Source organism: Cupriavidus sp. 8B (assembly GCF_054589115.1).
Window position 1 is genome coordinate 52,770 of sequence record NZ_BAAILO010000125.1, and the last position, 14,849, is coordinate 67,618.

At 60.1% G+C, this 14,849-nt stretch carries 13 protein-coding genes and 2 pseudogenes; 8 read left to right on the plus strand and 7 right to left on the minus strand.

Features of this window, described 5'->3' with window-relative positions:
- Positions 1–330 precede the first annotated feature (330 nt).
- Entirely contained in the window at positions 331–2,148 is a 1,818-nt protein-coding gene (locus ACYP5B_RS13330) for a cytochrome c biogenesis protein DipZ (RefSeq protein ID WP_459569943.1), read from the minus strand.
- Between the two features lie 28 nt (positions 2,149–2,176).
- On the opposite strand from ACYP5B_RS13330, the gene ACYP5B_RS13335 reads away from it, so the two are divergent.
- The 4 genes from ACYP5B_RS13335 (at position 2,177) to ACYP5B_RS13350 (ending at position 5,217) form a co-directional block, all read left to right on the plus strand.
- A complete protein-coding gene (locus ACYP5B_RS13335) occupies positions 2,177–3,361 on the plus strand; it encodes an ATP-binding protein (protein WP_459569944.1) in 1,185 nt (394 codons plus the stop codon).
- A 346-nt stretch (positions 3,362–3,707) separates the two neighbouring features.
- A complete protein-coding gene (locus ACYP5B_RS13340; protein WP_459569945.1) occupies positions 3,708–4,109 on the plus strand; it encodes a hydroxyquinol 1,2-dioxygenase in 402 nt (133 codons plus the stop codon).
- Between the two features lie 69 nt (positions 4,110–4,178).
- On the plus strand, positions 4,179–4,598 hold the full coding sequence (locus tag ACYP5B_RS13345) for an organic hydroperoxide resistance protein (protein ID WP_267602926.1): 420 nt from the start codon (positions 4,179–4,181) through the stop codon (positions 4,596–4,598).
- A 64-nt stretch (positions 4,599–4,662) separates the two neighbouring features.
- Complete coding sequence (locus ACYP5B_RS13350) at positions 4,663–5,217, plus strand: thioredoxin family protein (protein WP_459569946.1); 555 nt, start codon at positions 4,663–4,665, stop codon at positions 5,215–5,217.
- 157 nt (positions 5,218–5,374) lie between these two features.
- Here ACYP5B_RS13350 and ACYP5B_RS13355 read toward each other — a convergent pair whose 3' ends face one another.
- The 4 genes from ACYP5B_RS13355 to ACYP5B_RS13370 all read right to left on the minus strand — a co-directional run bounded on the left by ACYP5B_RS13355 (position 5,375) and on the right by ACYP5B_RS13370 (position 9,977).
- A complete protein-coding gene (locus ACYP5B_RS13355) occupies positions 5,375–6,055 on the minus strand; it encodes a GntR family transcriptional regulator (protein ID WP_459569947.1) in 681 nt (226 codons plus the stop codon).
- Between the two features lie 201 nt (positions 6,056–6,256).
- A complete protein-coding gene (locus ACYP5B_RS13360) occupies positions 6,257–7,264 on the minus strand; it encodes a 2-dehydropantoate 2-reductase (protein ID WP_459569948.1) in 1,008 nt (335 codons plus the stop codon).
- Entirely contained in the window at positions 7,265–8,602 is a 1,338-nt protein-coding gene (locus tag ACYP5B_RS13365; protein WP_459569949.1) for an MFS transporter, read from the minus strand. It lies immediately after the preceding gene.
- 184 nt (positions 8,603–8,786) lie between these two features.
- Positions 8,787–9,977 carry a mandelate racemase/muconate lactonizing enzyme family protein gene (locus ACYP5B_RS13370; protein WP_459569950.1) on the minus strand — a complete coding sequence of 397 codons (1,191 nt, stop codon included), beginning with the start codon at positions 9,975–9,977 and terminating at the stop codon, positions 8,787–8,789.
- Between the two features lie 389 nt (positions 9,978–10,366).
- On the opposite strand from ACYP5B_RS13370, the gene ACYP5B_RS13375 reads away from it, so the two are divergent.
- The 3 genes and pseudogenes from ACYP5B_RS13375 to ACYP5B_RS13385 form a co-directional block, all read left to right on the plus strand.
- Positions 10,367–10,759: a cupin domain-containing protein gene (locus ACYP5B_RS13375; RefSeq protein WP_459569951.1), complete on the plus strand. Its 393-nt coding sequence runs from the start codon at positions 10,367–10,369 to the stop codon at positions 10,757–10,759.
- Positions 10,760–10,885: 126 nt separating this feature from the next.
- Entirely contained in the window at positions 10,886–11,785 is a 900-nt protein-coding gene (locus tag ACYP5B_RS13380) for an N-acyl homoserine lactonase family protein (protein WP_459569952.1), read from the plus strand.
- A gap of 167 nt (positions 11,786–11,952) precedes the next feature.
- Positions 11,953–12,027: pseudogene (locus ACYP5B_RS13385) on the plus strand (organic hydroperoxide resistance protein); the annotation flags it as partial.
- A gap of 189 nt (positions 12,028–12,216) precedes the next feature.
- On the opposite strand, the pseudogene ACYP5B_RS13390 reads toward ACYP5B_RS13385, so the two are convergent.
- Positions 12,217–12,327: pseudogene (locus ACYP5B_RS13390) on the minus strand (helix-turn-helix domain-containing protein); the annotation flags it as partial.
- A 94-nt stretch (positions 12,328–12,421) separates the two neighbouring features.
- On the opposite strand from ACYP5B_RS13390, the gene ACYP5B_RS13395 reads away from it, so the two are divergent.
- Complete coding sequence (locus ACYP5B_RS13395; RefSeq protein WP_459569953.1) at positions 12,422–13,054, plus strand: FMN-dependent NADH-azoreductase; 633 nt, start codon at positions 12,422–12,424, stop codon at positions 13,052–13,054.
- Positions 13,055–13,376: 322 nt separating this feature from the next.
- On the opposite strand, the gene ACYP5B_RS13400 is transcribed toward ACYP5B_RS13395, so the two are convergent.
- Positions 13,377–14,702 (minus strand): epoxide hydrolase family protein, encoded by a 1,326-nt coding sequence (locus ACYP5B_RS13400; protein WP_459569954.1) that lies wholly within the window; start codon positions 14,700–14,702, stop codon positions 13,377–13,379.
- Between the last annotated feature and the right edge of the window lie 147 nt (positions 14,703–14,849).

Genomic DNA, 14,849 nt, shown 5'->3' on the forward strand with positions numbered 1-14,849 from the left:
AATACCTGAACACATCGTCGTGTTGAGGGGGGAGGGCGGGCGCCACACTGCGACTAAGGTGATGATGTTTTCCAGGCGAGTATTGGGGGGGGCTGCCATGTCACTACGCTGGACTCTTTGCCTACAATCCCATGCCGATGATGGGAGCGTCGAAACTGTGCAACTGGGGACAGTAGAGCCATATTGCGGAACGTATCGCCGCATCAAAGATTGGCGTCCGCGCACGTTCGATACTGCGCTGGGCACAATTCATGTTCGCGCTCCACGGGTGGTCGTTTGGGAACGGCCCACGCCGGTAGCTATGATGCGGGATGACGTGATGGGCTGCGATCAGCCAAACGTGAACGCATAGGCTTGCGCACCCGCATCAAGGAAGCAGATCTCGAACGTGTGCTCGCCAACATCGCCCGCCTGCCGTACCAGCTGATAGAGCCGCGTTTGCGTGATGGCTCCGTTGCCATTGGCATCGATATCGGCGCCGTGGTTGGCGCCCGGCGCCTTGCCGTCAATCTTCACCAGGAAGCGCACCGCTCGGCCATCGGGTGCCGGCCCCAGCACAAGGTGAAGATCGCGCGCATGGAAGCGGTACGTGATGCCGCCATCGGCACGATCGAGCGTGGCCTGCTCGGCGCCGACGGTCCACTGGCCCCTCAGTCCCCACTCGTTCAGTTCGAGGTTGCCGACGGTGTAGCCGTGTGACGCGTCCTGGCGAATTCCACCTGGCGACGCGAAGTTCGAAGCCAGGCCGTAGCCGACATAGGTCTCGCCTGAACGTACGTTCCGGAGGTCGGGCGCGGCTTGCGCACCCTCGGCGTCTGGCACCACCACGTCGCGCGATGAGAACGGGCGGCCCGCTTCGGCCAGCAGGGACTGAATCACGCGCTCCGATTTCGCATAGTCGCCTTCGCCGAATTGGTGATGGCGGATATTTCCTCGCGCATCCACGAAGTACGCGGCGGGCCAGTAGTTGTTGTTGAAGGCGCGCCAGATGCGGAAGTCGCTGTCCACGGCCACGGGGAAGCCGATCTTGAAGTCTCCGACCGCGCGGCGCACGTTCTCGGGGTTCTTCTCGAACGCGAACTCGGGCGTATGTACACCGATCACCGTCAGACCCTGGTCCTTGTACTTCTCCGCCCACGCGCGCAGATAGGGCAGCGTGCGGATGCAGTTGATGCACGAATACGTCCAGAAATAGACCAGCGTGACCTTGCCTTGCAACTGATTGCGCGACACGGGCGCCGCGCCGGCCCCGGTGTTGAGCCACTTCACGGCACCGTCGAGCGACGGCAGTTGGCCTTCCACCGGCAGTCGGACAGGAAAGCCCACGCTGATGTCGTTGGCGGCGAGCAGCATCGGCTCGCCAGCGACCTGCGCATCGTTGACGTCCTGAAGGACGGGCATGGTGGGCGAGCGGGGCGCCGTCGGCGCGGTCGTGTGTAGCCTCTCGACCAATGCCTGTTCCAGCCGTGCGGGGCCGCCCGTGGAAAAACGGGCCAACAGGCCAGTGTCGACGCCGACCGCAATCGCGGCTACGCCACCGAGCACGCCCACGCCAAGCCCACGGCGTAGCCATTCGCCGACGCCCATCGAGCGTTTCATCGCCGCGAACAGACGGCCGCCAATGCCCAGCGCCGCTGCCAGCGACGTGGCCGCGCCCGCCGCATAGGCCACCAGCAACAGGGAACTCTGCACGCTTGCGCCTTGCAGTGCTGCAGTTGTCAGCACGATGCCGAGAATCGGGCCCGCGCACGGCGCCCACAGCATGCCCGTGGCTACGCCCAGCATCAGCGATGCCCAAGGCGAAGCGTCGGCGCTGCTTCCACTGTCGGCCAGCCGGTTGCCCAGTGCCACGACCGGGTGCGTGAGCGCTTCGGCCAGCCTTGGCACCAGCAGCGACAATCCGAACGCCGCCAGCAATATCAGTGCGCTGTAGCGGCCGTATTCGTTGGCGCGCACGGCCCACGCGCCCCCAACGGATGCCAGCGTGGCTACGGCGGCAAACGCCGACGCCATACCGGCCAGCATCGGCAGCCGGCCGCGCAGGAACGGCTTTGCGCTGCGGCTGAGCACGAACGGGAGTATGGGCAGAATGCACGGGCTCAGGATGGTAAGCGCGCCACCCAGATAGGCAAGAATTAGCAGGGTCATGATTAGGTTTCTTTCGAAGGCTTGGCCAGTGATCTGGTATGCCCCCAATTTGACGCCGCGCATCTATCGTGAATGTGTCACCAAAGGGGAAGGTTGTACCGTTCTGTGGGTCCGGCGCGGCCAGATACAGTGCGATACACGACAACAGGGCGGCACCCTTTCAATTAACACCCGCCTCTGGCATTGGCCGCGTACGCTGGGGTCGCGACTCTTTGTGATCCTGCTGGTGGGCTTGATCATCGCGCATCTAACCTTGTTCGCGGTGCTGTTTTCGGAACGTTATCTGTTGGCACGGCAAGTGATGCTGGGTACGCTGGAAACCGACGTAGCAACGTCGGTGGCGATCCTGAACCGGCTACCCGCGGCGGAGCGCCCGCAGTGGTTGCCGCGCCTGAACCGGGGCAACTACCAGTACATTCTGGGGCCGGGTTCGCCTGGCGTGCCCAAGATGACCCAGCGCGGCAAGGACATCGCGGAACGGATCATGGAAGCCAGTGGTGGCCGGTTTCCCCTGGCGGTGCAATCGGTTCCTGGCGACGGCAAGCAGGTGCAGGCCCATCTGACGTTGAGTGACGGCAGCCCGCTGACCATCGACCAGCATCCACGCATGTTGCCGATTGCACAATGGCTGCCCTATGTGCTGGTGCTGCAACTGCTGTTGCAGGTTCTGTGCTGCTGGATCGCCGTGCGGCTGGCCATTCGTCCGCTGGTGGCGCTGGCCGACCCTGCCGATGCGCTCAACCCGAATGCGAAATCGCCGCCACTGGACGAGAGCGGTCCCACCGAACTGGCGCGCGCGGCACACGCATTCAATGCGGTGAGTGACCGCATCGCGCACTTCGTGGTGGAGCGCGTACGGATTCTGGCTGCGGGCGGCGCCATCGTGACGCGGCCGCACGCATTGCGCCGCATCCTGACCAATCTGATCGACAACGCCATCAAGTTCAGAGGCGCGGCGGAGTTGTCCGTGCGCCGCGATCGCGATACGGTGCGGATCGACGTGATGGGATCGCGGTCCCGGCATTCCGGAAGACAAGCTGGAGGCTGTGTTGCTGCCATTTTTCAGGCTCGAAGGCTCGCGCGCGGCCGGGAAACCGGCGGCACGGGCCTGGGTCTGGCCATCGCTCATCAGCTTGCCGTGGCCGTTGGCGGTTCGCTGAAGCTGCGCAACCGCGACGGCGGCGGTCTGATCGCCGAGATCCGTATCGGATAAGGGCCGACATCACTCGGGCCATTTCGGTCACCGCGGCCATATTGCTTTTGCGTCACTGTGTGCCGCTTTCGCCTCGGATCTCCGGCTCTCCCGTGCCTTCCCATGGCTATTCCGGGACGCCTCCCCGCCGTTTCCTTTCCTTTTTGTACGCTTTTGTATCAGCCGACGACACCGATACGTTCCCTGACACTAAGGCCCGTATTTCGCTACGGGCGCGATACGTGAGCCGTCTTAAATACGTTCCGTGGCAGCGCAACGCACAACCGACGAAGCGAAAACGCTGCTTCGCAATACCTGAGAACGCAGACCGCATATCGCAAACCAATCAATGCAAAGGAAACTGATCATGTCCAAGAACTATGCCAAGCGCCTCGTCCTCGCCGTCGCCCTGGTTGCCGCTGCTGCTGGCGCGCAAGCTTCCGGCTTCGGTGCCCGTGATCCGTACTCGGATGGGGCCCGCTCTGTCCAGGATGCCCGTGATGTATTCAGCGATGGCGCCCGTTCGGCGACAGACGCTCGCGACCCGTACGCGGAAGGCGCACGTTCCGTGCAGGACCAGCGCAGCCCGTACTACGACGGCGCACACACCATCGCTGGCATGGACCGCACCGGTGTGTCGGCAGATCCGGCCCGCGCTGTCGGTCCGTTCTACGACGGCGCCCATACCATCGCTGGCATGGACCGCACCGGCGTGTCGGCAGATCCGGCCCGAACGGTCGATCCGTACCTCGATGGTGCCTACGCCTGATCGCCGCCCATCGCGCAACCCTCGCAAATCCACTGCCGAACACCATTCGAACTGAACAAGGAACACATCATGACCCGCATCGAAAAAGTCCTGTACACCGGTAAGGTCCACATCACGTCTGGCGGCCGCGATGGCACGGCTCGCAGCGATGATGGCAGGCTCGACATCGAACTGTCGTCGCCGGGCAGCAAGGGGCAGGGCACCAACCCGGAGCAACTGCTGGCCGCCGGCTGGTCGGCATGCTTCATCGGTGCCATCGGCCTGGCCGCAGGCAAGCAGAAGATCAAACTACCGGAAGACTTGTCCGTGGATACGGAAGTGGACCTGGGCACTGCGGGCATCGAGTACTTCCTGCAGGCACGCCTGCGCGTGCATATCCCCGGTATCGAACGAGAGGTGGCTCAGGCGCTAGTAGACACCGCGCACCGTACGTGCCCGTACTCGAAGGCGCTGCATGGCAACGTCCATATCGAAACCGTGCTGGTCTGATCCCTGCACCCCTCGCCCGCCGTGCGGACGAGGGGCAAGACATCCAAACTCTGAAGCCTGAATCATGCGTAACCTTTTTCGCGCCATCCTGGCCGCAGCCGGCATTGCTGCGATCTATACCTTCGGCACCGGAGCCATTGCGGAGAGCCCCAAGGTGGGCGATCAGGGCAAGGCCCCGGAGTTCGCTAGCATCGACCACTGGCTCAATTCGGAACCGCTGACGATGCAGCAGCTGCGCGGCAAGGTAGTGCTGGTGGATTTCTGGACGTACTCGTGCATCAACTGCGTGAACACGCTGCCGTATGTCAAGCAGTGGCACGACAAGTACAAGGATCAGGGACTGGTAGTAGTGGGCGTGCACACGCCGGAGTTTCCGTTCGAGAAGTCGACGGACAACGTGCAGGCAGCGCTCAAACGCTTCGACATCCGTTACCCCGTGGCGCAGGACAACATGTATGCAACATGGTCTGCGTTTCGCAACCAGTACTGGCCCGCTACGTACCTGATCGATGCCAACGGCCGCATCGTCTATCAGCACTACGGCGAGGGACGGTACAAGGAGACGGAAGCTGAGATTCAGAAACTCTTGGCGGAACGCAAGGCAGCGCAGATGCAGTAAAGGGGGCTGGTCGCCCGTTGCTCACAAGAGCTCTCGTTGCCACACCATGCCACCTACAACAGCGCTGGCTGATATGTGCGACCAGGACGATCGCCACGCATCCATCGGGCGGTCGTCTGGGCACATTCACGCAATTGCCTACAGCGTCGCCCCCCGCTCAGGCTTCCTGGGACTCGCCTTGCGTTCGCAGAACCTTCACTAGGTGTTCGCCGTGCATCTGTGCGTAGTCATGGGCAAGCTTCTCGGCTTCCGTCGTGTCCCCCTGCAGGATTGCCGCGGCCATATGCTCATGCTCGGCATAGATGGCTTCGGAATATTCCATCAATTTTGTGGTCATCAGGATGTACAGCATGACCGGATCGCTGATCAGTCCATACTGGACGATGAGGCGACGATGCCGTGACAGCGCAACGACGGTCTTATGAAAGGCCAGGTCGGCCTCAGCGATGCGTCTGCGGTCCATATCCGCGATGGCGGATTTCAGATCCGCCAGGGCCTCGCGTAGTCGCTTGCGGCCGGCATTGTCGATGCTTGCGGCCGCTAGCCGTGCGGCCATCCCTTCCAGATTACTGCGCAGCGTATAGAGTTCCCACGCGTCTTCTGCTGAAAGCGATACGACTTCCCATCCGGTATACGCGTGCTGGATCAGCAGGCCTTCAGTAGCCAGGCGCTGCATGCCTGCGCGAACCGTCGAGCGGGAAAGGCCGATCTGCGTCGCAAGGGAGATTTCCGTGAGCTTTGAGCCAGGCGCCAAATCTCCGGAAAAGATGGCGTCCCGGATCCAGTCGGCAGCCTGTCGGTCCAGGCTGCGCTTGTCAATTTCAACGCGAGTACTCATGTTTGCTTGTCCTGGCAGGCTGGGCTCCATCGCCATACCGGAAACGCCCGCCCATCCTGTCTGCCGCAACGGGAAAGATGCTTGCCATGATACCGCCAAACTGCATCATGATTGTTAATTGTGGCCAATTAGTTGTTGGCAGCCGCAAAACCATAGGCCGTGTTGGCGTCACTTCGCCAGCACGGGCCGCTTCGGGATGGCTCAGAGCCTTCCCGTCGCCCGCCGCACTTCGTACGCTTGCAAGTTCATCCAGCAGATCCGGTGCACGGTATCGTCCAGCCCATGTGCCCTGGCGCGGCCCAGCATGTAACCGACAATGTGCTCTCCTTCGATCGATGATTTCCTTTCCAGGTCGCGCAATATCGACGGGACATAGGCCGATTCCTTGTTGGCGAACAACTGGCGGTACTCCGCAAGGAATGCCTCGGTCATCGGATATCCCTCTCGCGTGGCGACCTCGGCATGGATCGAAAGCACCTGGTAGAAGAGTTCGGTGCCACCAGGCACCTGGGCGATCTCTCCGACGCTTGCGCGCAGGAGCGTGGTGACGGTGGCCACCGTGGAAAGGTGGACCAGTTTCTCCCAAAGGTTGCGCATGATGTCGGGGACGGCGCTCGCCACCACGCCGCCCTGTGGGAACGCACGTTGCAGCGCTTGCACGCGGTCGCTCATGACGCCGGACTGTTCGCCGAACTTGATGTAACACCAGTCATTCAGATGCTGAATCGTTCCATCACTGTCGAGTGTGACGATGATTTTCGCCAGGCCGCCGAGCACGCGGTTGGCGCCGAATACGGCATTGAGCTTGTCGATGTGCTCCATGCCGTTCAGCAGCGGCAGGATGGCGGTATTTGGGCCTACGGCAGGGCGGATGGCTTCGATCGCGGAATCCAGATCGTAGGCCTTGCTGGTCAGCAGGACGACATCCCAGTTCCCGCTTAGTTCGTCCTTCGTGACGGTTTTCACGGGCGCATGGAAATCGCCATATTGGCTGCGAATATTCAAGCCATCGCGTTCGAGAATGGCGCGCCGCGCGGGGCGCACAAGGAAGGTGACGTCCGCACCTTGCTGGACCAGCCGGCCGCCGTAGTAGCCTCCGATCGCACCAGCACCGAGAACCAGAATTCGCATAGGGACTCCATCAAAGGATTGTTGTACATGGCCAGGGCGCAATGACTGCTTGTGCCTTGAACCCTGAGTCGAAAGCATTCAGTGCCGGACTTCCTCTCGCAGCAAACGCTGCGGCATGGCGGCGAGCAGGAGAACAGCTCCGATTACCAGGGCTGCCGCGAAGGTGTACAGGCCGTAGTCCAGCGACCCCGTCGTCGTCTTCACCCAACCGAGCATGGATGGGCTGGCGAAGCCACCGATCAGCCCGATACTGTTGATGACGGCAATCCCTCCCGCCGAGCCGGAACTGGAAAGATAGGAAGTCGGGATTGTCCAGAACAGAGGCATCGCGGTCAGAACGCCCAGTGCGGTGATCGACAGCACAGTCAGCGCAATGGGCAGGCTTGTATGGACGAATGTCACGGCTACCAGGCCGATGGCGGCAACGATCATGCCCAGCGCAACGTGCCAGCGGCGCTCACGTGTCTTGTCCGAATGCCTGCCGATGATCACCATGCCGATGCTCGTGACCAGATAGGGAATCGCCGTCAGGATGCCAATGTGCAAGGGGTTGGTCACGTGGTAGCTGCGAACCATCTCGGGGAGCCAGAAGCTGATGATGTAGAGGCCAGCCGCAATCGTGAAATAGATGATCGACAAGGCATACAGCCGCGGGTCGCGCAGTGTCTTCAGGAAGGAGTGATCGTGACCATGTGAGTCTGTGGTACCCACTTCGCGGCTCACGACCTCTTTTTCCCTGGCGGACAGCCATCGGGCATCGGCCGGCTTGTCGGCAAGCACAAAGATGACGAGCACGCCAAGGATAACGGACGGGACCGCCTCGATGAGGAACAACCATTGCCAGCCGCCCAGCCCTGAGGTATCGCTCAAGTTGGCCAGGATCCATCCGGACAAAGGTCCACCGACGATGCCCGATACCGCGATCGCCGACATGAAGAGCGTGATGATTTTTCCCCGCATCATGGGCGGATACCAGTAGGTCAGGTAGAGCACGATGCCGGGGAAGAAGCCGGCTTCGAAGGCGCCAAGAAGAAAGCGGGCCACATAGAATTGCGTGGGGCTCGTGATAAAGGCGCAGCTTGCCGAAATGACACCCCAGACGACCATGATGCGCATCAGCGTCTTGCGTGCGCCAATCTTCTCTAGCAGCAGGTTGCTGGGCACCTCGAACAGGAAATAGCCGATGAAGAAGATGCCGGCGCCAAGGCCATAGACGGCATCTGAAAAGCCGAGGTCATGCTTCATCTGAAGCGCGGCAAAACCGATGTTGACGCGGTCCAGATAGGCAAACACATAGCAGATGAAAAGGAACGGAATAATGCGCCGCGTGACCTTGGTGTAAACGCGCCGGACTTCGTCGCTTGTGTGTATGGCCGCACTGCGTTGCTGCGCCGCCGAGGTGGAAACTGTCGTCATGATCCTGCCATCCGTTCAGATTGTTGTGAGACTGATGGCTTCCGAGGGGAGTCTGGTCGTGTCAATCCACGACAGGTCTCCACCCCGCCTCGAAAGCTGACTGCAAGTAGTAAGTGGTGATCAGGCGCGACGGGCAAAGGCGTTCCCGCCTTTGGCATTGTTTCCCTCACGCCAGGGATTGGGCTTACAGACCGAGATGGCTGCGGCGGACCTGTGGAGGATGGGCGCGCAGAACTTCTTCGATCGGGTCGCAACCCCAGCCGGGCGCTTTCGGGACCTGAATGGCACCATTCACGATCTCGGGCGTATGGGTGAACAACTGGTCATCCCAGGCCAGCCGATCCACGTCGACCTCCATCACGCGCAGGTTTGGAACCGCCGCCGCGAAATGAACGTTCATCATGGTCGACAGGTGGCTATAGAAGTTGTGCGGGGCGATGTTGACGTCAAAGGCGTCTGCCACGTTGGCGATCTTCATCGCTTGCCACACGCCGTTCCAGACCGCGTCGATGATGGCCACATCCATCGACTGCGCCTGGAAATAGGGCAGGAACTGGCGGATACCAAACAGCGTCTCGCACGCTGCAATCGGTGCGTGGCTCCGTTGGCGGATGTATGCCATGGCCTCCGGATTGTAGATATCGAGCTCGACCCAGAACAGGTCGAAGTCCTTGATGGCCTTGATCAGCGAGAGATAGCCCTCGGTGCGCGCGTTGAAATTCAGGTCCAACAGGATGTCGACATCCGGACCAGCACCATCGCGAAGCGCTTCGAGGTACGCGCGCAGATTGCGCAGCAATGCCTTGTCCACGTTGAGCGACGGCGCGTAGGGCGAGCCGAAGCCAGCCATCCACTGGCGCGGCTTGCCGTTCTCGTTGACGAAGAGGTTGGTCTTGAGCGCGGAAATCCCGGATTTGCGCGCGTCCTCGCCAGCCTTCTTGACACCGTCCAGATCGACGATGGCCGGTTGGTAGAGCTTGGGATGGCTGATTCGCCAGGTTGCGCAGTGAGACCAGTAGATCGGGATGCTGTCTCGGTGCTTGCCGCCTAGCAATTGGTAGACCGGGACCCCCAGCGATTTCGCTTTCGCATCGAGCAGCGCATTCTCGATGGCGCCAATGGCCTCGGCGCTGAGCCCATAGGGAGCCGGGCGCAAGGAAGCTGCAAGCCGGCCATACGCCTCCTCATGGTCATACACGGATTTGCCAATCAGACGGGCCCCCAGTTGCTCGATGACCGCGGTCAGGCCGGGCGGGCCAAACGATTCGTCATACTCGCTCCAGCCGACCGTTCCGTCGGAGGTCACCACCTTCAGGAAGTAGTAGTTTCGCCACCCGGCATCGCAGGAGATGGTCTCGAAGTGCTCAATACGCATGGTTGTTCTCGTCAGTGATAACAGATAACTTTTATTGTTAACAATTAATAATTAATCTAGGCGAGGGGCTGCAGAGAGGCAACTAAGGTAAACCCTAGGTGGCCGTGCGATGACGCATGGGTCGGCGAATAGCCGTTACTGCCGTTTCCCGCGTAGTGCGCGCGAAGAGCGCGAATACGCCGCCGCTCCTCCAGGACTGTACGGTTGACCGCCGGCGGCATTACCCCGGCTGCGACTCTTTCGTCGCACTCGATGAACGGGCAGGCGATTTATTCCTTGATGTAACAATTCATGTTCCCTCCGATGGCTTTATTGACAAAAAGGCGCCGCCTAGAGTCTTCCCCGCGGACAACGACCGCATAACAACGATTTCATTAAGGAGAGGACAAATGTCATCATTGACGCGACCATTGGCGGTGTTTTCGACTGCCATTTTTTTGCTTGCTGCTGCCGGAACCAACGCGTTTGCTCAGGCGCGAACGACACTTCAGACGATCGACTTCCCACAGGGCTACGAGACAATGGCTGTGATTGCTGAACTCGAGCCAGGTAGCTGCACGGGTCGGCATGCTCATCCAGGGATTGAAAGCGCCTATGTGCTGGAGGGAGAGGCTGTCGCGAAGTTCGATAATAAGCCGGACTTGATTCTCAAAGCCGGGGGACCGCTGCAATTCGGGCCCGGAGAAATGCATAACGTGTGTAATGTCGGCAGCGGGCGGTTCAAGGCTCTCGCCCACTATATTGTTGAAAAGGGCAAGCCGTTGGTATTGCATGCTCAGTGACATTCATCAAATTGCTGTAATAGAAACGCGATTGGTTTGCCGGGCAGTTTTTCAGTTGTTAGGTTTTGTGCAGTGTAAAGCGCAGCACGGTGATGAGCCGCGCATTTTCCCTGAGGAGTAGTGGTCATGCTGAGACAAACAAAAGCAGCGGTGTCATTTATCTTGGTTGCCTTCTTGTTAATGATGGAAGGCGCGCCAAATGCGCACGCAGGCTCCAAACTACCGGATCCCGCCAAGGCCGGTATCGCCGAACAGCTTTTTCGGTTGGATTGTGGCCGCTCCCTTGCAAACGACGAGTCGGTATGGACGCCCGGCGAGAACGCTGGACACAGTATCGAGTTCTCATCTACTTGCTGGCTGATAAGGCATCGAAGCGAATGGTTGCTTTGGGATACGGGTGTTCCTGAAGCAGCGTTCAACGACCCCAAAGGTTGGTCCACTTTACCGAAATTGATCGTCTATCACCTCGACAAGACAGTGACAGATCAACTCGCCGAAATCGGGCTGAAGCCAGGCAATATCGCTCGGGTTGCAATATCGCACACACATGGAGACCACATAGGTAACGTGAGCTTGTTCCCCAACGCCACAATTCTGATGCAGCAGGCTGAGTATGGCTGGATACATTCCCCCAACGGGTCGAATGACAACGTAAATCAATTGATGGCACTGGCGCGTAAACTTTTGGGCGCGCCGAAGAACCTTCAGCTTGTCGACGGTGATACCGATGTGTTCGGCGACGGGAGCGTCATTTTGGTTTCCACGCCAGGGCACACTCCCGGCAGCCAGTCGCTGCTAGTCCATCTCAAGAATTCTGGCTTCATCATCCTGTCGGGCGACGTTGTTCATTTGGAAGGAAATTTCGAGAAAAACATAGTTCCGTCCTTGAATACCAATAATGCAGAATCAATCGCTTCAATGGAAAAAATCAGGCAGTTGATTGCAACGTACAATGCGAAGCTCTTCATCAATCACGACAAGAAGCAATCCGACAAGCTTAAGCTGCTCCCTGCTTTCTACGACTAAGGTTTGGTGATTGGTCATCGCACCCTGGCAGGATTGAGTGCGCCTGCCGGGGTCGTCATCTAACAAACGTCAAATGCAAAAACGCGGCGAAAGCACGAGGAGACGGGAAGGAGCACTTCTCGGTTCGCCCAAAAGCTGCGGTAGCAGAATTTGTGGGTATCGCTAGCGACAAGGCCCACGTCGTGTGCCCATACTCGAACGCGACGCGGAACAACATCGACGTGACGCTCACGCTCGTCTAACTTGCGAATCCTGTTACCAACAGTTGATCCCCCTCGTAGTCAGCGCACGGGCTCACGAAAACTGGTCCCGCATTGCTTCCCACTTCGACCTGCTGCTCGACCGCCCGTAAGCCGTCAACGTGCTCGAGCAGACCATTCTGCAACTCGCCATGCGCGGACTGCTTGTGGCCCAAGAACCGAAGGATGAGCCTTGGCGCCGACGGCTGACTGGCTCAAATGCAACCGGCGCCCCGCGCCGGTAACGCTGCGTACGCCCGCGACCGTGACGAACGTGTGCAGCAGAGCGGTGTCGAGCGGCACTCTCTATTTGACGTTGAGGCGCTTCGCTGTGGTTGCACTGGCGAGTCCCCCTTGTTGCCTCGCTTCCACTTGACCACCACAGGAGTTTTCTGACATGGCTCAACTGCTTTACATCGAATGCTCGCCGCGCAAGCAGGACTCGGCTTCCATCGAAGTCTGCCGCGCCTTTCTCGATGCCTACCGCGAGACCAATCCGGCGGACACCATCCAGACGCTGGACGTCTGGAACCTGGTGATGCCGGAATTCGACGGCCATGCGATGGCGGCGAAGTACGCGGGCCTTGGCGGCACGGCACTGACGTCGGCTCAGGAGTCGGCGTGGAGGCGCATCGAGGAACTCGCGGCGCCATTTCACGCGGCGGACAAATTGCTGTTCGGCATACCGCTGTGGAATTTCGGCATTCCGTACAAGCTCAAGCATCTGATCGACGTCATTTCGCATAAGGATGTGCTGTTCACTTTCGACGGCACGGGTTTCGCTGGCAAGCTCGCAGGCAAGAAAGCGGCGGTCGTCTACGCGCGCGGGCTCGATTACTCGTCGCCGGGATCCTTTACCCCAGCACGCGAATACGACCTGCAGCGACCTTATGTCGAGATGTGGCTGAAATTCGTCGGGGTCACCGACGTGCAAGGCATCCTGGTCGAGAAGACCCTGCTGGGGGCGCACAGGGAATCCGGACGGTTCGAGGCGGCGGAAGAGGCCCGCGCGCTCGCGCGCCACTTTTGACACGAGGCCGCAGCTAACTCGGTTTCGAACGGGGCGGCCATCGCGTTGCCGTGGCCGCCTCACAGCTAGTCTGGGCGAAACCTACGCTCGAATGTCCGCTGAAACTGGCAGGCAAGCGACCTCCGTCGTCCGATCGCCGGTCGGCTCTTCCCGACCCGTTCCGGCCCTTCAGTTAGTTTCTGCGAATGTCACGAACGCGCTCCAGAGCTGCCGTTCTGCCCCACAATGAAACGACGTATGTGCTGACCACAGGAATCCTCCTTGCGCGGTTAGCGAGCGCGACGCGGACGACGCTACTACGGCGTCGTCTGCATCCTTGCGTTCAGCGCAGCGACCGGAAACTTGCGCGAACCTCTTCCGAGAAAGCCTGTGGCTGCTCCCAGGCCGCAAAGTGCCCCCCTTTGGGGAGGCGGTTGTAATGAATCAGTTTGAGATACGCCTTCTCTGTCCAGCTCCGCGGGGCGGCGTAGATCTCATCTGGAAAGACGCTGACGGCGACCGGGACGGCGACGTGCTTCGGGGCGAAAAAGTTGAGCTTGTTTTCCCAATACAGTCGAGCCGACGAGACCCCCGTTTTCGTCAGCCAATAGAGCGTGATGTTGTCGAGGATGTCGTCTCGCGTAAGTCCCTCGGACTGACCGTCAAAGACGCGTGCGATGAGCGCCTGACTGCTAGCGTCGTGGTCGAGTATCCAAGCGGCGAGGCCGACAGGTGAATCTTCAATCCCGTACAACGTCTGCGGGCGGTTCGCCATCTCCTGGGCGTAGCCAAGGCCGTGTTTGTAGAAAAAGTCGAGCTGATCGTACGCGTGCCTCTCGTCGGCCGAGAGGTCGGCCGGCGCAGGCTTGCCGAACTTGAGTGCCTCTGCAATGTTGTCCGGTACGGTGGCCGGCATGTTGGTGTGAATGCCGAGCAGTTCCGGTGGCGCCAGGAGGGCCATCTGCTCCGTGACAGCGTTCCCCCAATCGCCGCCTTGCGCCACATATCGCGTGTATCCGAGGCGCTTCATCAGTACGACCCAGGCGCGTGCGATGCGAGCAGGATCCCAGCCGGTCGTAGTCGGCTTGCCTGAAAACCCGTAGCCCGGGAGCGACGGAATCACGACGTCGAAAGCGTCCGATGCAGTCCCGCCATGGGCCGTCGGATCGGTCAGCGGATCGATAATCTTCAATTGCTCGATGATCGAGCCGGGCCACCCGTGCGTGACGATGACCGGCAACGCATTCTGATGTTTCGAACGAACGTGGACGAAATGAATGTCGAGCCCATCGATCTCGGTGATGAACTGCGGCAGGGCGTTCAGCCTCGCTTCGACCTTGCGCCAGTCGTAATCTGTGTCCCAATAACGCGCGAGTTTCTGCATCGTCGCGAGCCGCACGCCTTGCGATGCATCGGTTACCGTTTCCCGCCCAGGCCACCTTGTCGCTTTGATGCGCCTTTGCAATTCGATGAGCTGCGATTCCGGTACATGCACACGAAGTGGACGAATAGCGGCCTTGTCGCTGCCCATTCGTTGTGCAACTTCAGTGATAGCGTGATTCGTTTCTGCAAAAGCGAGCCGACTCAATGAACCCGCGGCAACGGTCGCCGCTGCCACACCAATAAAACGACGGCGCGACGGGGTCTGGGGAGGAAAATCGTTTGGCATACAAGCTCCTATTGGCAAGAGGCCTAGGTAGGTGGAGCGACGGGTGCCGCAGCAATGCAATACCCTGGGCAAACACTTTCATGATTGCCCACCTGAACCGCTTATACAGGCAGCCAGTCGGCAAACCTCAAATCGCCACTGCCTTGA